This window comes from Ureibacillus xyleni (assembly GCF_900217795.1).
GTDB lineage: Bacteria > Bacillota > Bacilli > Bacillales_A > Planococcaceae > Ureibacillus > Ureibacillus xyleni.
In genome coordinates this window covers 236,616-256,182 of the sequence record NZ_OBMQ01000003.1, presented here as the reverse complement: position 1 = coordinate 256,182, position 19,567 = coordinate 236,616, and the positions used below count along the sequence as shown (strand labels likewise).

The following is a 19,567-nucleotide window of genomic DNA, read 5'->3' as shown; positions in this document are numbered from 1 at the left end:
TAAATTATCCTGACCTTATACATATAATAACTTTAGAATAAAAATGCTATGTTTGTAGAAGAGAGTGATATAAATTGAATTGGTTTAAAAAACAACTAAATAAACTATTTTTAAATGATAGAGAAGATGACGAAGAGTATTACGAAGATGAAATACATGAAGACACAGACCATTCGATTAAAACGAATGAAAAGATAGAGCATACCGAATCAAAACGTTCAAGTTTCCGTTTTCCTTTAATAGAAGATTATGAATTAGATGAGACTCCATTACAGAATGATTTTGGTCAAGAAGTAAATGAACCTCGAAATAATAAAAACATTACAGATTACTATTATCAAAAAAATGCTATATCCAAAGTCTATGATGTGGAAGTTTCAGGAATACGTGAATTACTAGAAAATCGCCAACGAAATAGTAATAAAGGAAAATCAACTCCAATTAACTATAATTCTACTATTCGAAGGGTTGAGAAAAAAGAGGAACCAATTAAGAGCGTGACAAAAAGGGTAAGTCCAGCATCTGAAATGAAAAAGGATAGTATTACTCCTTCTGTAAATAAAAGAAGATTTGTCCCAACCAATGTTCCATCACCAGTTCACGGGTTTAGAAAACCAAGTAATATTAATGAATTGTTAACAAAAAAACAAGAATCTGAACAAAAGCCAGCTGAATCAAATGATGAGGAAACAAAAAGTATTTCAGCTAATAATCAACAGCAACAAACAAATAATAAAATTCTTAAAGAAGTTCTTCAATCATCACAGGAAGTTGCAAGTACCGTGCAGATTGAATCTCAGACAGAAGGGCAAAAAACAGAACATGTTCAAACAAATGTAGTACTTCTTGAAGAACAACCAAAGCACCATACCATTATAGAGATTGTACAAGAACATGAAGAGCAAACTATTGAAAGTGTAGTAAAGCAACAAAGTGCACGGGAAATTTTAGAGGAACTTAAAGTGCAGAATAATCAACATATTGTTGGAAAAATTGAGCAAGTAAAGAGCGATGAAGAACACAAATATCAATCCGAACTTCCCGAGATGACTAAGGTTCAAATTGAGAAAAATGATCAACAAGCTGATCAACAGGAACAAATCGAAGTTGAACGGCAAGAAGTTACTGAGGAAATCCAAGTTCATCCTGAAATTACAGTTTCGGACAGGGTTGCAGAACTGCAAGCCCCAGCTAGTGAAATTTTCAAAAAGCCTATTTCAATTGAGATTGAAGATGTAGTCGACTCTAAGGAAAATGAAATCGAAATAATAGAGGAGTTTTACGAACAGGTTGAAGATTTCCCAATATTAGTTGAAGAAATTGAAACTAGTACTGAAAATGAGCAAAACGAAAATACGGCAAGCGATGATACCCATAAAAGTCATTCTACCGAAGATGGAGATAACAATAATTCTCAAAAAGAAATTACTGTTGAGCAAGATAAAGAGAAAAAGCGTGGTGCATTGCCGTTTAATGTCTTAATGTTGAAGTCTGACAAAGAAAAATACGCAGCAAAATTAGCACAAAAACAACCCATTCAACATAATGATGTAATTAAGGAATTATCTAGGCATTCAAATTCAATGAAAACTAATACAATTGAACAAATTAACCTACCGAACTCACATGTTATCTCAAGTTTACCAACTTCAGAGGTGAAAACAGAGCAGAACGAAGAAATCCAATCAGATTTACAATTAGCTATTAATAATGAAGAACAAAAAGATCGAAACGATGAAAATCAAAATGAACTCCCAGAACCTATTGAAGAGGTTGAGGAGAAAAAGCCAATAAAAATTTATGTGAAACCATCATTTGAATTTTTATCACCACCAGAGGAAAAAACAGAAGATCGGGATTGGATGGAATCTCAGGCAGATGTTTTAGTTGAAGCTTTATCCCATTTCCAAGTAACAGCACAAGTCGAATCGATTATGCAAGGCCCTGCTGTTACCCAATTTGAAATTACAGTTGGTCATGGAACTAAGGTTAGTAAAATACGGAATTTAGCAGATGATTTAAAACTAGCGTTGGCGGCAAAAGATATTCGAATTCAAGCGCCAATACCGGGGAAAAGTTCAATTGGTATTGAGATTCCAAATCGTATTTCACGAGCTGTCCGATTATCAGAAGTAACGAATAGTGAATCTTTTACCGAATCGGAATCGCCATTAGAAGCAGCATTAGGGCTTGATTTAACAGGTAAACCAGTAACCATTGATTTAAGAAAAATGCCTCATGGTCTAATCGCGGGTGCCACAGGTTCGGGTAAATCAGTATGTATTAATTCCATTTTAGTGAGTTTATTATATAAAGCGGCGCCTCACGAGTTAAAACTAATGTTAATTGACCCGAAAATGGTTGAACTTGCACCATTTAATCACATTCCACATTTAGTTAGTCCTGTTATAACAGATGTGAAAGCTGCAACTGCTGCATTAAAATGGGCCGTTGAAGAAATGGAAAGAAGATATCAATTATTTGCCCATGCTGGTGTTCGTGACCTTCCGCGATTTAATAAATTAGCAGAATCAAATGGTGATTATGGCCATAAGTTGCCTTATATTTTAATTGTGATAGATGAACTAGCTGATTTAATGATGATGTCCCCAGCAGATGTAGAAGAAGCAATATGCCGAATTGCGCAAAAGGCACGGGCTTGTGGGATTCATCTAATTGTTGCAACACAAAGACCATCTGTAGACGTTATAACGGGATTAATCAAATCAAATATTCCGACACGTATCGCCTTTGCGGTATCTTCACAAGTGGATTCACGTACGATACTAGATAATCAGGGTGCAGAACGTCTCCTTGGTAGAGGGGATATGTTGTATTTAGGTAACGGAATGAGTGCCCCAATTCGCTTGCAAGGGACTTTTGTTACGGATGACGAAATCGAAGAAATTATTGAACATGTACGTGCTCAAGGTGAACCAGATTATGTCTTTGAGCAGGATGAATTATTGAAAAAAACAGAAATGATTGAAGAACAAGATGAATTGTTTGAAGAGGTTTGCCGTTTTGTTTACGAACAGGGCACTGCATCTACTTCCTCGATTCAAAGAAAATATCATATTGGTTATAACCGAGCAGCTAGATTAATCGATTTGTTAGAAAGCCAGGGTTTTATATCTGAGCAAAGAGGAAGTAAACCGAGAGAAGTTTATATAACAGATACGGATTTATCAAATATGTTTGATTAATTTTCTTTCAAGTAAAAAGCATTATCATGAGGGGGAATTCCCTCTCATTTTTTTTCAGAAAATATTTAAATATTTTCGTGTATACCTACATTTAAAGTTTAATAAAAATAGTGCTATAATGGGGTAAGTTTTTATTAAATGGCACAAACTAACTATAATTACAATTAAAATTTTTTCATTGTGTAGTCTTACTTTATTCATTGGGACCTAAGTATCCCGGGAGGTTTTTTAATATGACATTTTATCATTTTACAGGTATAAAAGGTTCTGGTATGAGCTCACTTGCTCAAATTTTATTTGACTCAGGAGAGCAAGTTCAAGGGTCGGATGTAGAAACTTATTATTTCACAGAACAGCCCCTACGAGATCGAAACATAACAATCCTACCTTTTGATGCAAATAATATTCAAAATGGAATGACTGTAATTGCTGGTAACGCATTTGCAGACGAGCATCCTGAAATTGTACGTGCTAAAGAAATAGGTGCAGAAGTAATCCGTTATCATAAGTTTTTAGGGGACTATATTAAAAATTATACGTCTATCGCAATTACTGGTGCACATGGTAAAACTTCAACAACAGGTTTAATGAGTCATGTAATTGGAGGTTTTATGCCCACATCCTTCCTTATAGGAGATGGCACTGGTTCTGGTGAGGAAAATGCTTCTTACTTTGTCATGGAAGCATGTGAATATCGTCGTCACTTTTTAGCATACCATCCAGATTATGCAGTAATGACAAATATTGATTTTGACCATCCAGATTATTTTAAAGATGTAAATGATGTTTATTCTGCGTTTCAACAACTAGCTTTACAAGTGAAGAAAGCAATTATTGCATGTGGTGATGATGAACATTTACAAAAAATACAAGCAAATGTACCAGTTGTTTATTACGGGTTAGGTGTAAATAATGACTTTGCTGCTAGAAATGTTGAAAAGTCTACGGATGGTACAACATTTGAAGTGTATGTACGCAACGAATATTATGATAAATTTAAGATTCCACTTTATGGAGATCATGCTATTCTTAATTCTTTAGCAGTTATTTCTTTATGTCATTATGAAGGAATACCAGCAGATGTCATCCAAGAGCGTCTAAATACTTATACGGGTGTAAAAAGACGTTTTACAGAGACGAAAATTGGTAATAATGTTCTTGTTGATGATTATGCGCATCATCCGACAGAAATAAATGCAACAATTCAATCCGCACGCCAAAAATATCCTGATCGACAAATCGTGGCAATCTTCCAACCACATACATTTAGTCGTACCCAAGCTTTCATGCAACAATTTGCGGATAGTTTAAAAAAGGCAGATGCTATTTATTTATGCGAAATTTTTAGTTCGGCTCGGGAAAAACAGGGAGAATTAACAATCTCAGATTTGGCTAATCTAATTGAAGGTAGTAATGTTCTTCATGTAGAAAATATTGAAATGTTAAAAAAGCATAATAATGCTGTTTTCTTGTTTATGGGTGCAGGTGATGTTCATAAGTATCAAGAAGCATTTGAAGATATTTTGAAAAGTGGTGAAGAAACAGCTTAAACATTTCGTTTAGGCTGTTTTTTGTAAAATCCATTTTAACTTGTTGTTTTTCTTGTATATAACCGTAGTTTTCTTTGTAAAAAAGGATTTATTATTTTTTTGTCGAATAATACACTAAACGAGTCTCAGGAGGTTTACATCATGGAAATCATTTTATATGTTGCAGTATTAATAGCAGCAATCGGCTTTTTAGTCCTATGTATTAGTGTGGGAATGACTCTATTCTCCTTAAAAAATACGTTAAATAGTATTGCTGGGACAGTGGCAGGAATCGAAGGACAAATGGAAGGAATTACTCGTGAGACAACCTCTCTTCTTGCTAAAACCAATACATTGGCAGAAGATATTACTCAAAAATCAGAAAAACTAAATTCTGTTGTTGATGCAGTAAAAAATATCGGCACTTCAGTTACAGGTTTAAACAATTCAATTAATCAAATTACAACTTCTATTACAAAAGAAGTTAGTAAAAATGAAGAAAAGATAGCACAAGTAGTACAATGGAGTAATGTAGCTATAGAAATTGCCGAAAAGTGGAAGCAGCGAAAAGTAATAGATCAAGATGATGTGGATGAAGCAACAGAAAAAATAGTGAAAAACTCTTCAAAACGCAGTAAGTAAGAACGAATGGGGGATGGACAAATGAGCGGGGAAAAACCAAATTATAATGAAGTGAAAAATGAAGTTGTAACAAATTTACCTCAAGTGTATACAGGAAATAATGTTGATATTTATGAGGAGGAAACTTTGAATATGAAAGACTTTGTAATCGGTGCATTAGTTGGGGGGATTGTTGGGGCAGCAGCCGGCATGTTACTAGCACCAAAAACAGGTAGAGACTTACGAAATGATGTTGCAAGCCAAGCTGTCCAATTAAAAGATAAAAGTGTTGTCATTTCTTCTACAGCAAAAGAAAAAACAGTTCAGCTTTCAAATCAAATAAAAGAACAATCTACTCAATTAGTGGATAAAGTAAAAGCGAAATCTACAAAAGTACCTCCTGTATTTGATGATGGTACGGTTTCATACGAAGGGGAAGAGCCTTTGGAAAATGAAACTTATGAAGGTGTAGATATGGCAGAAATTGCACGACCTTCTTCAATTTAAAAAAAACGCAAGAATGTTGGTAGTACACCATCATCCTTGCGTTTTTGTTTTTTGGTTTACATTGAAGTCACTGGATACTCGGATAAGATGATTTCAAGCTTGTCTCCTCCAAATATTTCCTCATCAAAGGATGAAGCATTGCCATTTTTTAAAATAGTAAAATGCCCTTTAAAGTTTGTTGGCAGTTGCCAATTGGAATAGCGAAAAACATCTTGGAAAATCCAAGGTTGTGTATCTTTTTCAATAATTTGAATCGTAGTACCATTTTGAATGGTTGTTGTCGGCTGTACAACTGCTCCATTTACTAATACTTCTCTACAAACTTTCTTTAATTCTAAATGTTCATTTTGGAAAGTTACCATTATTTTTTCTTCTAGCAGCACATCCAATTTATTTGCAACTGCTTGAACAGTAGGGAGAGGTGAATCTTCAATCGTTAATGTATCCCCACTATGAATTGGATATTGTAATTTGCTTGGTTTTCCATTAATAAATAACTTTGCGCTAAATTCAGGTAAAAACATTGGTTGTCCATTAATATGAATGAAAAATGATTGTAATTTATGGAGTATGTCCAGTCGATTAATTGCTTTTAATAGTTCATCGATTGTTTCGACTGTTTCAATTTCAACATGATCTCGATCTTTTAGTTCTAAATCAAGTGGCGCATTTTCACCATTTACTTTCACTTTTGGTTCAACAATATACATTGTTCCTTGAATAGTCACAGTTTTTACAGAAGCACTATCTACAATATCGCGGACAGTTGCTTTTGCATCAACCCCATCAATGCCCTCAATTAGTGAAATATTGTCACCATGATGTATAAGGGTTTTCGTCGAAGCAGTCTCACCGTTAACAAGAATGGTCGCTGGCTGTCCATGTTCGCCAGGGATAAAAATATCTTGTCCGTTTACTGAAATTGAAATACCTTGTCCAGGTTTTCCGTAAAGTTGTTTTGCACGAATGTTCGCAGCTAAAAAAGCATCTGCAACTGTCATTTCTTTCATTTCAAAAAGACGAACAATTTGCTCGTTTACAATAACGGTCATATATTGAACGGGCGCTTTTTTAGCAGCAATTGCAATTCCAATTGGTGTAACAAGTTCTGGTGTTGCCGGAATGGATTCCTCTTTTGTTAAATTTTGAATTGCATCAATTCCTCGAACTGCTACACGATTAGAAGGTAGTGCTAATATGTCACAAAGTTCCGTTGTTAAATTCGGTGTTAAACTTCCTCCCCCAACTAACATAATGGCTTTAGGAGCTTCTTGATTATTTAATCTTAATATTTCATTGCCAATTGCTTCAGCTAAATTTCGAATAGCAGGTTTGATAGATTCTAATACTTCTTCTTTTGGGATAACTTGGTCAAATCCTAGAATGTCTTTAATACAAATCGTTTCATCCGTTGTAATTTGGCGCTTTGCTTTTTCTGCAATAGGGAAGTCTAATAAATAATGGTCACTTAACGCTTCTGTAATCTCATCACCAGCTGTAGGAACCATTCCATATGCAACAATCGTTCCTTGATCTGTGATGGCGATATCAGATGTTCCTGCACCAATATCAACTAAAGCAACATTTAACCTTCTCATTGTAGGAGGAATTAACACATTGATAGCTGCTATCGGTTCGAGTGTTAAAGCTTCCATTTCTAAATCTGCTCGTTTCAACGCGGCAAGTAAAGACTCCACAACCACTCGAGGTAAAAATGTCGCAATTACTTCGACGGTCGCCTCGTCACCTTGTTGATCTAGTAGATTTCCAATTTCTTCTCCATCTAATTTGTAATAAAGAACAGAATAACCAACACAATAATAATGACTCATTTTTGCGTCTTCTTTATTTTGAAGTAGTTTAGCTTGTGCTTGTTGAACTGCTTGTAATTCCAATCGACTAATATCTTCTTCTGTAAATATTGGACGATTTCGTATTTTAATTGTTACGCTAGCTTGTTCTGTTTTTAATGCTCTACCTGCTGCTGCGACACTTACTTTTGTTAATGGTCCGTGCTTTTCTTCAAGTTCAGATTTAATTTCTTTTATTAGTTCTGCAACATACAGAACATTATGTATTTGACCATCAACCATTGCACGTTCTTTATGTTCTTTCACAATAATGTCTGACACATGAAAATGGTCGTTTTGCTCTTCTATAATAATACCTACGACGGAACGAGTACCTATATCTAAAGCAAATAATTTCGAACACATTGTAACCGCTTCCTTTCAGAAAATAATAAAAATACTTTAGCGAGTTGAAGCGCTAAATTAAAAAAACGTGACATTCTGAAGTTTGTTGATTATAATAAAGTTATTATCTTAAAATGTATCACACATTTCAGCGTTCTGAAAGAGTCGGTACGAAGGAGAGGAGAAAAGGGAATGAGTGAGCAAAACTTAGAAGCGTTACGTAGTCAAATCGACGCATTAAACCTAGAAATTTTACGTTTAATTAATGAACGTGCAGAGGTAGTAAATGAAATCGGTAAAATCAAAGAAAAGCAAGGTGTTAACCGATATGATCCTCTTCGCGAACGCCATATGTTAAATTTATTGAGAGAGAATAACAAAGGTCCGTTAAATCAAATGACGGTTGATTATATTTTTAAACAAATCTTTAAAACAGCTTTAAAACAATTAGAAGCTGAGAAGAAAAAAGAACTTCTTGTATCACGTAAGAAAAAGTCAGAAGATACTGTAATTAATATAAATGGAGAACAAATTGGTGCAGGGACTCCTACATTTGTATTTGGTCCATGTTCAGTTGAATCTTATGAACAAGTTGCAGCTGTTGCCGCTTCTATTAAAGAAAAAGGTCAAAAATTAATTCGTGGTGGAGCATACAAACCACGTACATCTCCTTATGATTTCCAAGGGTTAGGTTTAGATGGACTTAAAATTTTAAAACAAATTTCTCAAGAATATGGTTTAGCAGTAGTTACTGAAATTGTTACACCTGCACATATCGAAGAAGCACTTGATTATGTTGATGTAATTCAAATTGGTGCACGTAATATGCAAAACTTCGAGTTACTAAAAGCTGTAGGTGAAACAAATAAACCAGTTTTATTAAAACGTGGTTTAGCAGCTACAATTGATGAGTTCATCCATGCAGCTGAATACATCATGTCAAAAGGTAATGAAAATATTATGCTATGTGAACGTGGTATTCGTACTTACGAAAAAGCAACACGTAATACATTAGACATTTCTGCTGTACCAATTTTAAAACAAGAAACGCATTTACCAGTATTTGTTGACGTAACTCACTCTACTGGACGTCGTGATTTATTATTGCCTTGTGCAAAAGCTGCAATTGCAATTGGTGCAGATGGTGTAATGGCAGAAGTACACCCAGATCCATCAGTAGCACTATCTGATTCACAACAACAAATGGATATTCCACAATTCAATGCTTTCTATGATGAAATTCAAAAATTCATGAAGCAATACGAGTTAAAAGCTTAATTTAAAAATCTTTACCGTGAACGCAAAGGTGTTGTATGATTCAACATCTTTGCGTTTTAATATTCGAGAGAATGAGAATCCTCTGAAATGGATGGTAATGATAAAAAGTCGAAAAATGTCGTTTTATTACTTGGTATTTAAATAAGACTTTATATTGAAAAAGAAACGAGAATTGTCGTATGATGAGTTTACAATATAAAAACAAGGAGGCGTATCCTTTGACTGTAACAATATATGATGTTGCACGCGAAGCAAACGTTTCAATGGCGACCGTATCACGTGTAGTAAATGGAAACCAAAACGTTAAACCTGCTACTAGAAAAAAAGTATTAGAAGTAATAGAACGTTTAGAATATCGACCAAACGCCGTTGCACGAGGTCTTGCAAGTAAAAAAACAACAACAGTCGGAGTAATTATTCCAGATATTTCGAATAATATTTATGCTGAAGCGGCACGTGGTATAGAGGATATCGCCACAATGTATCGATATAATATTATTTTAGCAAATTCTGACCAAAATGAAGAAAAAGAACTTACTCTCCTTGATACTATGTACGGAAAACAAGTAGATGGAATTGTCATGATGAGTGATGCTGTGACCCCAAAATTGCATCAATCAATGGATCATTCTCCGGTCCCAATTGTTCTAGCTGGTACAGTTGATGAATCCAATCAATTTGCCTCTGTAAATATTGATTATTTCCAAGCATCTTATGAAGCTGTACAAATGTTAATTGCTAATGGACATAAACGCATTGCATTTGTATCGGGTCCTCTCCATAACACCATCAATTCTAAATTTAAGTTAGAAGCTTATAAAAAAGCATTATCCGATGCAAGGTTAGAAATAGATGAGCAGTTAATTCTGCCAGAAGAGGGTTCATATGATAGTGGAATTGAAGCTTGGGAGACTGTCATGACTTTAGAGCAACCTCCGACAGCTTTTTTTGCCGGTAGTGATGAGTTAGCGATTGGTATTGTTCATGGGGCCCAAGATAACGGATATAAAGTACCTGAGGATATTGAGGTCATTAGTTTTGAAAACTCAAAATTAGCGAGAATGGTACGTCCACAGCTTACAAGTGTTGTGTTACCACTTTATGATATCGGTGCTGTAGCAATGCGATTGTTAACAAAAATTATGAACAAGGAAGAAATTGAAGACCAAGAAGTAATTATTCCTCATCGTATCGAAGTTAGAAAGTCAGTAAAAAAAAATGACTAAAATAAAAACTAGTGAAGAGATGCATTCTTCACTAGTTTATTTCGTTTATAGCACAATTCGAGCCTGAGCAAGCCGCCATTACTTTTCTAGTTGATAGCGTTTGAGCAAGTCTCGTCGCGCGTCTCTTATTTTCTTTCATTGCGAATAATATGTAATGCTTTTGTTAGCATTTGTGCATTTTTTTCTTCTATTTCTGCCTTTCTAGGGATGGGCTCGTATAATGGATTTGGGTCTTCCCATGTAGGGATAAAAGGTACTGGAGCTTCTTTCTGCCATTTTTCGAGCCAACTTTTTGGAAGCTCTCCAGTTGGATAAGGCAAATCATTCATTTCTGTCCAAATAAAGGACCAAGCACGAGGAACGACTCTCCAAATGTCATAACCCCCGCCTCCTACAGCGATCCATCTTCCATCACAATATTCGTGTGCAAGTTTATGCGCAAGTTTCGGAATTTCTCGGTAAATATTCATCGTTCCATATAAATGCGTTAACGGGTCGAAATAGTGGGCATCCGCACCATTTTGTGTAAATACAACATCAGGCTTAAAGAACTCAAAAACTTCCCGCATGGCTGTTTCATATACTTCCAAAAAGCTTTCATCCTCGGTAAATGCATCGAGTGGGAAATTAAAAGAAGTTCCGTATCCTTGACCATTTCCTCTTTCAGTAACATTTCCCGTGCCAGGAAATAAATATCGGCCTGTTTCGTGGATAGATAAAGTACAAACATCTGGATCATCATAGAAAGACCATTGAACACCGTCGCCATGATGTGCATCGGTATCTACATATAAAACACGAGCATTATACTTTTCTTGCATATATTTGATAGCTACACTGCTATCGTTGTAAATACAAAAACCTGAAGCTCTTCCGTGAAAACCGTGATGTAATCCACCACCTAAATTTAGAGCATGTCTGCTTTTTCCTTGCATTACATAATCAACTGCTTGTAAAGTACCGCCCACTAGCAGACTACTAGCTTCATGCATGTTTGGAAAAATCGGAGTATCTTCAGTACCTATTCCGTAATTTTCGCACTGTTGTGGAGTTAATAACCCGTGTCCTGCATTTTTTACAATCTCTATATATTTTTTATCATGGGCAAGGGCGATTTCTTCATCGGTTGCTATTCTTGCGGGAACAATATCGTCATCCGAAAGTGCATCGATTTTCTTAAGTAAATCCATTGTTAAAAGTAACCGTTTATGATTGAAAGGGTGTGAATCTGAGAATTTATAGCCGAGTTGTTCTGGTGAATAAATAAAAACTGCATTTTTACTCATTGTGTACTCCTGGAACATTTGGCCAAAGTACATCAAAACCTTGATTACGTAATTCGCCAATAATAGCAAGAGGATTTAATATTTGAACTCGGACTGATAAAATACGGCTATTTTCGTTTTTAGAATCAGGAAATATGAGAACGCTAAGCACATTTGCTTTATGTTCTTTGAAAATTTGTGTAATGTCTGATAACGTACCTGGTTTATCGGATACTCGAATGTCTATTTTAGATGAAGGTTTATGTGCTCCCGTTAATTCAATATAGGTATAAAGTAAATCGGTTGTTGTAATGATACCAATTAGTTCTCCTCCCGAAACGATAGGTAAACAGCTGATTTTCGTTTCATAAAAGGTAACGGCCACTTCTTCTACAAAATCTAATGGGTGACCGATAATTGGATTTTTGGTCATAATTTCTTCAATTGGTGTTTGGTGAATAGTTGAATTTGGTTCTTCCTTTAAACAAGAAGGAAGAGCATTTTTTACATCATGTTCTGTAATAATTCCAACAACAGTACCTTGTCCATCAACAATTGGAAGATGGCGAATTTTTTTCTCTCTCATTAATCGAACAGCATCGTTTACTGTGTTTGTTGGTGATAGTGAATAAACATGTCTATTCATAATTTCTTCAACGATCATTTCTATTTCCCCCTTAATTGAATAATTAGTACATGAAACGGTTTCTAAAACGCAAACGATCGAACCGTTCAATTGTATCATTATTCACTCGTTTACCGATACGTGCCATGAGACAGTTGGCAGGATGGGAGGTAATTTCAGGGTCATCTGTTGCGTAATACTCAAAACCTACAACTTGCATCATGCGCTCCATCATTTTTCGGTAGTCCCATACATTTAAACCTGTTCCTTTTAAATCCCAGTGCCAATAATATTCAGTTGTAATGACAAGATAATCTTCCATCTCGTCTCCCATAAAAGATACTTGTAACAGTTTTTTACCTACACCACTACCACGATAAGCAGGTATAACCTCAATTGCACCGAGTTCAATCATATTATCTATTCTATCTTCTGCCCATCGTTCAAGAGGATCGGGATATAAATATGTAACATAACCAACGATAGTTTGGTCGTTGCGAATAATTACAATCCGACCTTCTTCTAGTTTTGCAATCTCAATTAAAGCTTGTTTTTGTTGCACTGGTGGCCTAAATGCTACTAAATCATTGTGAAACTCATATTTTTCTAGTTGTTCAGGTGGTACTGGTCCTTCTACTTTTACTAACCCATGCCTCGTATCCATCTCTATACTATAAAAATTTTTAATATGTTTCATTCTCATTCGCTCCAAATGAATTTTATATAGTTTCATTATATTATATTTTATGTAAAAAAAAGCTACTTTTTACGAAAATTCCTTTAATTATTAAAAAATTAAAAATATTTTGCGTAAATTGTTTCTAATATTGTAAAATACAATTATGTTTAATTATTAACTGTTGTATAATAGTTAATGATTAATGTCTCGGGAACGTTTAGATAATAGAATGTACTTTTATACAACAGTTTAAAATCTATGCGGAATTGCCGAGTCGTATTTGATTTGAAGGGGGTAATTTTTATGGGGATGAAAATTACAGAGAGATTAGCGGTTGTTAACGGGGATCATCATTTAAAAAACTATGATGAAACAGCTGCAACATTCGACTGGAAAGAAACAGAAAAAGCATTTAGTTGGCATACTACGGGGAAGCTAAATGCAGCGTATGAAGCGATTGACCGTCATGCGGAATCACATCGTCAAGATCAAGTAGCTCTTTATTTTGATGATGGTAATCGAAAAGAGTCCTACACATTTGGACAAATGAAGGACTTTACTAATAAGGCAGCAAATGTTTTTAAACAGTATTCAACTTTAACAAAGGGAGATCGTTTATTTATATTTATGCCACGATCACCGGAACTTTATTTTTCACTATTAGGTGCTATCAAAATGGGCGTAATTGTTGGTCCATTATTTGAAGCATTTATGGAAGGTGCTGTATATGATCGACTTTCAGATAGTGAAGCAAAAGCAATTGTTACAACTCCAAGCTTGCTTAGCCGAGTTCCAGTTGAAAAGTTGCCGAAGTTAGAGAAAGTCTTCTTGGTAGGTGAAGGTATTGAAGAAAGCGATCAAATCATTGACTTCAATAACAAGTTAATAGAAGCTTCTACACAATTTGAGATTGAGTGGGTAGATCGTGAAGATGGAATGCTACTTCACTATACATCAGGTTCAACTGGTGCACCAAAAGGAGTTTTGCATGTTCATAATGCAATGATTCAACAATACCAAACTGCTAGATGGGTTCTGGATTTACAAGAAAATGATATTTACTGGTGTACAGCTGACCCAGGTTGGGTAACAGGTACAGCTTATGGTGTATTCGGACCATGGTTAAATGGTGTTACAAATCTTATTATCGGTGGGCGCTTTAGTCCACAAGCTTGGTATGGGGCGATTCAAGAATATGGTGTAACTATTTGGTATAGTGCTCCTACTGCTTTCCGTATGTTAATGGGAGCAGGAACAAGTTTCTTAGAGCAATTTGATTTATCTTCACTTCGCCATGTATTATCTGTTGGGGAACCATTAAACCCAGAAGTAATCCGTTGGGGAATGGATGAACTTGGACATCGTATTCATGACACATGGTGGATGACTGAAACTGGTGGACATATGATTTGTAACTATCCAACAATGGAAATTAAGCCAGGATCAATGGGGAAACCAGTTCCAGGTGTTTATGCGACAATTGTTGATGACGAAGGAAATGAAGTACCACCGTTTACAATGGGTAACTTAGCTATTCGAAAAGGTTGGCCAGCAATGATGCGCCAAATTTGGGGCAATCCTGCTCGTTACGAGTCTTACTTCTTAAAAGGTGAATGGTATGTTTCAGGTGACTCTGCATACATGGATGATGATGGCTACTTCTGGTTCCAAGGTCGTGTTGACGATGTTATTATGACTGCTGGAGAACGTGTAGGTCCATTTGAAGTAGAAAGTAAACTTCTTGAGCACCCAGATGTAATTGAAGCAGGGGTAATTGGGAAACCAGACCCTGTACGTGGTGAAATTATTAAAGCCTTTATTGCATTACGAGAAGGTGTTGAACCGACTGATGCATTAGCTGAAGAAATACGTAATTTTGTAAAAACAGGCTTAGCTGCACATGCTGCACCACGTGAAATTGAATTTAAAGAAAAACTTCCAAAAACGCGTAGTGGAAAAATTATGCGCCGAGTATTAAAAGCTTGGGAGTTAAACTTACCAACTGGTGACTTATCTACTATGGAAGATTAATAAATTACATCATAAATACTAATAATTTATTAATTACTATTAAAATATAAATAAATGGCTGTTAAAAAATTAATATTTATTCACTTGTCATAAAAGGACATTTATTTGCATATGTAAATAAGTGTCCTTTTTTAATTGTATTCCTCCAAAAACGCGGAGTATATAAAAATACAGTTGACTAAATATTTATACAGACTTATACTATCTTTATCTAAAATTAGGGGTGAGAGGATTGAAGGTTGGAATTATAGGAGCAACTGGATATGGCGGATTAGAACTAATTCGTTTTTTGCATAATCATCCAGAAGTTGAAAAAATTGAATTGTTTACATCGTCGGAGGAAGGGACTATCTTTTCGTCAAAGTTTGGCCATTTGTTGACAATTCATGACCAAGCTTTAAGGAAAATTGAAGCGGAAACATTATCGACTTTCGATGTTGTTTTCACGAGTACTCCTTCAGGGGTAACAAGTACATTACTCCCACCACTCGTAGGTGTAGGACCGAAATTAATTGATTTATCAGGCGATTATCGTATAAAAGATTTAAATGAATACGAAAAATGGTATAAAAACCCACCAGCTCCCCAAGAAATTGTAAACTTAAGTGTTTATGGTTTAACTGAATGGAATGCTGGGAATATAAAAACTGCGAATTTAATTGCAAATCCAGGTTGTTATCCGACAGCAGTCCTACTTTCGATTTTACCTTTAATAAAAGAACGGTTAATCGATCCACAACATTTAATTATTGATGCGAAAAGTGGAGTTTCTGGAGCAGGAAATAAACCTTCTCAATTAACACACTATAGTGAAATGAATGAGAATTTTGCAATTTATAAAGTAAACGAACATCAACATATTCCTGAAATAGAACAAGCAATCGAAATGTTTGCAGATGCTAGAACAACGATTAGCTTTAATACACATTTAGTACCGATGACCCGTGGAATTTTAGCCACAACTTATGCACCAGTTTTACCGGGTGTTACGAATCAACAACTAAATGATTGTTTACTAGAAACATATAAAAATCACCCATTTGTTCGTGTTGTCAGTGACGTTTCTTCACTTGGCACGAATCGAGTAAAAGGCTCTAATTACTGTGATATATTCGTAAAACTAGATGAGCGAACAAATCGAGCAACGATTGTAGGAGTTATTGATAATTTAGTAAAAGGTGCAGCAGGACAAGCAATCCAAAATATGAACGTACAATTCGATTTACCAGAAAAAACAGGTTTAGATGTAATTCCGTTATTTATATAAGGAGGAGAATATATGACAAATTTAATATATGAAGTTAGAAAACTTTCTAGTAAAAACATCGTATCACCAAAAGGATTTTCAGCTGCTGGTATTCACTGTGGCATCAAACATAAAAAGAAAGATTTAGCAATTTTAAAAAGTGATGTACCTGCGAGTGTTGCTGGTGTATTTACTACAAACGCAGTGCAAGCAGCTCCATTAAAAGTATCGAGAGAAGTAGTTTACAATACAGGGAAAATGCAAGCAATTATCGTGAATTCTGGTAATGCCAATGCTTGTACAGGTAAGCAAGGAATTGCAGATGCTTATGAAATGCAAAGATTAGCTGCAGAAAAATTAGGAATTGACCCTTCTTTAGTGGGTGTTGCATCGACAGGAGTAATTGGCGAAATTTTAAATATGGAACCAATTCGTAATGGAGTAGGACAGTTGAATTTAGGAAATAACCTAGAGGATGGGATTGATTTTGCACAAGCAATTTTAACAACTGATACGGTTATGAAAAATACAACTTACAGCACGATTATTGATGGGAAAGAAGTTGTTATCTCCGGAACGGCAAAAGGTTCTGGCATGATCGAACCAAACATGGCAACAATGCTTGGTTTTATTACAACAGATGCGAATATTGAATCTAGTGAACTACAAAAAGCATTATCTGAAATTACTGATTTAACATTCAATTCTATTACTGTTGATGGTGATACTTCTACTAATGATACAGTTCTTGTAATGGCAAATGGTCTTGCAGGAAATGAACCATTATCTCCAGCACATCCTGAATGGTCTAATTTCTATGGTACGTTAAAAGCAGTTGCAGAAGATTTAGCAAAGGCAATTGCAAGAGATGGAGAAGGTGCAACAAAATTAATCGAAGTAGAAGTAGAAGGTGCGGTTTCTGACGAAGAAGCTCGTAAAATTGCAAAAACTGTAGTAGGTTCACCTTTAGTGAAAACTGCTGTCTTTGGTTGTGATGCAAACTGGGGTCGTATTATTGCTGCAGTAGGGTATAGTGGTGCAACTGTAGATCCTGAAAAAATTACAATTAAAATCGGAAATGCTTTAATGGTTGAAAATGGTGAACCAGTTAAGTTTTCTGAAGATGAACTGATTAAAATATTAAAAGCCAATGAAGTTAAAATTCATGTGTCATTAGGTCAAGGCGATGGACACGGATTAGCATGGGGGTGTGATTTAACATATGACTACGTTCAAATCAACGCATCCTACCGCTCTTAAGAGAATTGTAATAAAACTTGGCGGTAGTACATTAGAAGGCTTAAATGAGGCCTTCTTTTCCAATTTTAAAAAATTGCAAGAACAAGGATATGAAATATTAATTACCCATGGTGGCGGCCCTGCCATTAACCGTGAATTAGAAAAGCAAAATGTCACATCTACCGCGATTAATGGAATTCGTGTAACAAGTGAAGATGCGATAGGGATTGTGCAATCAACATTAGTTGGAAAAGTGAATCCAGCACTTGTCCATGAATTAAATAAGGCGGGTATTAAAGCAATTGGTTTAAATGGTTTTGATGGGAACTTACTAGAAAGTGAATTTTTAGACAAAGAGACATATGGCTTTGTTGGGAAAATTAAAAAAGTAAATACAGATTTACTGAATGGTTTAATTGAACAAAAGATTGTCCCTGTTATTTCATGTATTGGTGCAACTGTAGATGGGCGGGCACTAAATATTAATGGAGATACAGTGGCTAGTGAAGTAGCATTAGCCATAAATGCTGAAAGTCTACTTCTTGTGACAGATGTTGCAGGAATTCGAATTGAAGGGGAATACCAACAAGAGGCATCAGAGGAGTTAATTAATCAATGGATTAACGACGGCCATATATATGGTGGTATGATTCCAAAAGTACAAGGAGCGCTACAAGTATTAAATGCTGGAATCCCTTCAGTGCAAATTGTAAATGATAGTTTAACAGGAACAACAATTCTATCGAAGGAGCTAGTCAAATGAGTGCACTTTTTAATAACTATGCAAGAAGACCAATTAGCATTGTTGAAGGAAATGGAACAGTTGTAAAAGATAGCAATGGCAAAAGCTACTTAGATTTCACAAGTGGAATTGCTGTATGCTGTTTAGGGCATAGTCATCCAGCCCTTGTAAATACAATCAAAGAACAAAGTGAAAAAATTTGGCACACAAGTAACCTTTTCGAAAGTCCAGGTCAAGAAGCTTTAGCAGCAAGTTTAGTGAAGGATAACCATTTATCATATGCCTTATTCTGTAACAGTGGTGCAGAGGCGAATGAAGCTGCAATAAAGTTAGCACGTAAACATACAGGTAAAAACCATATTATTACGTTTGTGAATTCATTCCACGGTCGTACTTTTGGCGCAATGAGTGCAACAGGTCAAGAAAAGATCCATAAAGGATTTGGACCATTAGTTGATAAATTTACGTACTTACCATTTAATGATGTTGAAGCGTTAAATAATGCAATTGACGATTCAGTTGCGGCAATTATGCTTGAAATTATTCAAGGTGAAGGTGGAGTAAATTCGGTAACGAGTGAATTTGCAGATGCAATTAATAAAATTTGTGAAGAACGTAACATTTTATTAATTGTGGATGAAGTACAAACAGGAATTGGACGTACTGGTACAAGATTTGCCTTTGAACAAACTTCTCTTAAACCAAATATTATTTCAATGGCAAAAGGACTTGGTGGGGGATTCCCGTTTGCAGGAATTTTAGCTACTGAAGAACTTTTTGAAACGTTTGGCCCTGGCTCTCATGGAACGACATTTGGAGGGAATCCACTCGGTGTGGCTGTTGCGCAAGCAGTAGTGGATATTGTATTCCAACAATCATTTCTAGATGAGGTTGTTGAAAAATCAACGTACTTAGTTGAGAGGTTAGAAAAAGCATTGCCAAGTGATCAATTTACGATTCGAGGAAAAGGCTTAATGCTCGGAATTGATTGTGGGCAGGATGTTTCACCATTTGTAGTGAAGGCGGAAGAAAAAGGATTATTGTTAGTTGCAGCTGGTCCACAAGTTCTTCGTTTATTGCCACCATTAAATGTAACAATAGAGGAAATTGACCAAGCTGTTGAAATTTTAGAAGAAGTGTTATTGTCCAAAGTGTTCGCGTAGATTAAAAAAACGCAG

General features: G+C 35.5%; 15 protein-coding genes. 11 read left to right on the top strand and 4 right to left on the bottom strand.

What is annotated here, in order from left to right:
* Nucleotides 1-74: 74 nt before the first annotated feature.
* The 4 genes from CRO00_RS06775 (at nucleotide 75) to CRO00_RS06760 (ending at nucleotide 5,863) form a co-directional block, all read left to right on the top strand.
* Nucleotides 75-3,206 carry a DNA translocase FtsK gene (locus tag CRO00_RS06775; RefSeq protein ID WP_097072920.1) on the top strand — a complete coding sequence of 1,044 codons (3,132 nt, stop codon included), beginning with the start codon at nucleotides 75-77 and terminating at the stop codon, nucleotides 3,204-3,206.
* A gap of 233 nt (nucleotides 3,207-3,439) precedes the next feature.
* A complete protein-coding gene (gene murC / locus CRO00_RS06770) occupies nucleotides 3,440-4,756 on the top strand; it encodes a UDP-N-acetylmuramate--L-alanine ligase (RefSeq protein WP_097072919.1) in 1,317 nt (438 codons plus the stop codon).
* A gap of 141 nt (nucleotides 4,757-4,897) precedes the next feature.
* Nucleotides 4,898-5,377: a DUF948 domain-containing protein gene (locus CRO00_RS06765; protein WP_097072918.1), complete on the top strand. Its 480-nt coding sequence runs from the start codon at nucleotides 4,898-4,900 to the stop codon at nucleotides 5,375-5,377.
* A 21-nt stretch (nucleotides 5,378-5,398) separates the two neighbouring features.
* Nucleotides 5,399-5,863, top strand: coding sequence for a YtxH domain-containing protein (locus tag CRO00_RS06760; protein ID WP_097072917.1), 465 nt, complete (start codon nucleotides 5,399-5,401; stop codon nucleotides 5,861-5,863).
* A gap of 56 nt (nucleotides 5,864-5,919) precedes the next feature.
* On the opposite strand, the gene CRO00_RS06755 is transcribed toward CRO00_RS06760, so the two are convergent.
* On the bottom strand, nucleotides 5,920-8,079 hold the full coding sequence (locus CRO00_RS06755) for a cell division protein FtsA (protein WP_097072916.1): 2,160 nt from the start codon (nucleotides 8,077-8,079) through the stop codon (nucleotides 5,920-5,922).
* A 171-nt stretch (nucleotides 8,080-8,250) separates the two neighbouring features.
* Here CRO00_RS06755 and CRO00_RS06750 point away from each other — a divergent pair, with 171 nt between their 5' ends.
* Entirely contained in the window at nucleotides 8,251-9,336 is a 1,086-nt protein-coding gene (locus CRO00_RS06750) for a bifunctional 3-deoxy-7-phosphoheptulonate synthase/chorismate mutase (RefSeq protein WP_097072915.1), read from the top strand.
* Nucleotides 9,337-9,554: 218 nt separating this feature from the next.
* On the top strand, nucleotides 9,555-10,562 hold the full coding sequence (gene ccpA, locus CRO00_RS06745) for a catabolite control protein A (protein ID WP_097072914.1): 1,008 nt from the start codon (nucleotides 9,555-9,557) through the stop codon (nucleotides 10,560-10,562).
* A 125-nt stretch (nucleotides 10,563-10,687) separates the two neighbouring features.
* Here ccpA and CRO00_RS06740 read toward each other — a convergent pair whose 3' ends face one another.
* Genes CRO00_RS06740 through CRO00_RS06730 form a run of 3 tightly spaced genes read right to left on the bottom strand, consistent with a single transcriptional unit; the run spans nucleotide 10,688 to nucleotide 13,149 of the window.
* Nucleotides 10,688-11,848 (bottom strand): acetoin utilization protein AcuC, encoded by a 1,161-nt coding sequence (locus tag CRO00_RS06740; protein WP_097072913.1) that lies wholly within the window; start codon nucleotides 11,846-11,848, stop codon nucleotides 10,688-10,690.
* The gene (locus CRO00_RS06735; RefSeq protein ID WP_097072912.1) at nucleotides 11,841-12,491 is read right to left on the bottom strand and encodes an acetoin utilization AcuB family protein; all 651 of its coding nucleotides are present in this window, start codon (nucleotides 12,489-12,491) and stop codon (nucleotides 11,841-11,843) included. Before CRO00_RS06735 ends, CRO00_RS06740 begins: the two co-directional genes overlap by 8 nt.
* Nucleotides 12,492-12,516: 25 nt before the next feature.
* Nucleotides 12,517-13,149 carry a GNAT family N-acetyltransferase gene (locus CRO00_RS06730; RefSeq protein ID WP_097072911.1) on the bottom strand — a complete coding sequence of 211 codons (633 nt, stop codon included), beginning with the start codon at nucleotides 13,147-13,149 and terminating at the stop codon, nucleotides 12,517-12,519.
* Between the two features lie 285 nt (nucleotides 13,150-13,434).
* Here CRO00_RS06730 and acsA point away from each other — a divergent pair, with 285 nt between their 5' ends.
* The 5 genes from acsA (at nucleotide 13,435) to CRO00_RS06705 (ending at nucleotide 19,552) form a co-directional block, all read left to right on the top strand.
* Nucleotides 13,435-15,162: an acetate--CoA ligase gene (gene acsA, locus CRO00_RS06725; protein ID WP_419865864.1), complete on the top strand. Its 1,728-nt coding sequence runs from the start codon at nucleotides 13,435-13,437 to the stop codon at nucleotides 15,160-15,162.
* 232 nt (nucleotides 15,163-15,394) lie between these two features.
* A complete protein-coding gene (argC, locus tag CRO00_RS06720; protein ID WP_202615633.1) occupies nucleotides 15,395-16,429 on the top strand; it encodes an N-acetyl-gamma-glutamyl-phosphate reductase in 1,035 nt (344 codons plus the stop codon).
* A gap of 12 nt (nucleotides 16,430-16,441) precedes the next feature.
* A complete protein-coding gene (gene argJ / locus CRO00_RS06715; RefSeq protein WP_097072909.1) occupies nucleotides 16,442-17,668 on the top strand; it encodes a bifunctional ornithine acetyltransferase/N-acetylglutamate synthase in 1,227 nt (408 codons plus the stop codon).
* The gene (gene argB, locus CRO00_RS06710; protein WP_097072908.1) at nucleotides 17,631-18,410 is read left to right on the top strand and encodes an acetylglutamate kinase; all 780 of its coding nucleotides are present in this window, start codon (nucleotides 17,631-17,633) and stop codon (nucleotides 18,408-18,410) included. Before argJ ends, argB begins: the two co-directional genes overlap by 38 nt.
* On the top strand, nucleotides 18,407-19,552 hold the full coding sequence (locus tag CRO00_RS06705; protein WP_097072907.1) for an acetylornithine transaminase: 1,146 nt from the start codon (nucleotides 18,407-18,409) through the stop codon (nucleotides 19,550-19,552). The genes argB and CRO00_RS06705 overlap by 4 nt, the downstream gene beginning before the upstream one ends.
* Nucleotides 19,553-19,567: the final 15 nt, after the last annotated feature.

Bases quoted from the DNA above. Each gene is read 5' to 3' on its own strand.
- murC (WP_097072919.1), top strand. From the start codon at position 3,440: ATGACATTTTATCATTTTACAGGTATAAAAGGTTCTGGTATGAGCTCA.
- CRO00_RS06765 (WP_097072918.1), top strand. From the start codon at position 4,898: ATGGAAATCATTTTATATGTTGCAGTATTAATAGCAGCAATCGGCTTT.
- CRO00_RS06760 (WP_097072917.1), top strand. From the start codon at position 5,399: ATGAGCGGGGAAAAACCAAATTATAATGAAGTGAAAAATGAAGTTGTA.
- CRO00_RS06755 (WP_097072916.1), bottom strand. From the start codon at position 8,079: ATGTGTTCGAAATTATTTGCTTTAGATATAGGTACTCGTTCCGTCGTA.
- CRO00_RS06750 (WP_097072915.1), top strand. From the start codon at position 8,251: ATGAGTGAGCAAAACTTAGAAGCGTTACGTAGTCAAATCGACGCATTA.
- CRO00_RS06740 (WP_097072913.1), bottom strand. From the start codon at position 11,848: ATGAGTAAAAATGCAGTTTTTATTTATTCACCAGAACAACTCGGCTAT.
- CRO00_RS06735 (WP_097072912.1), bottom strand. From the start codon at position 12,491: ATGATCGTTGAAGAAATTATGAATAGACATGTTTATTCACTATCACCA.
- CRO00_RS06730 (WP_097072911.1), bottom strand. From the start codon at position 13,149: ATGAAACATATTAAAAATTTTTATAGTATAGAGATGGATACGAGGCAT.
- acsA (WP_419865864.1), top strand. From the start codon at position 13,435: ATGGGGATGAAAATTACAGAGAGATTAGCGGTTGTTAACGGGGATCAT.
- argJ (WP_097072909.1), top strand. From the start codon at position 16,442: ATGACAAATTTAATATATGAAGTTAGAAAACTTTCTAGTAAAAACATC.
- argB (WP_097072908.1), top strand. From the start codon at position 17,631: ATGACTACGTTCAAATCAACGCATCCTACCGCTCTTAAGAGAATTGTA.
- CRO00_RS06705 (WP_097072907.1), top strand. From the start codon at position 18,407: ATGAGTGCACTTTTTAATAACTATGCAAGAAGACCAATTAGCATTGTT.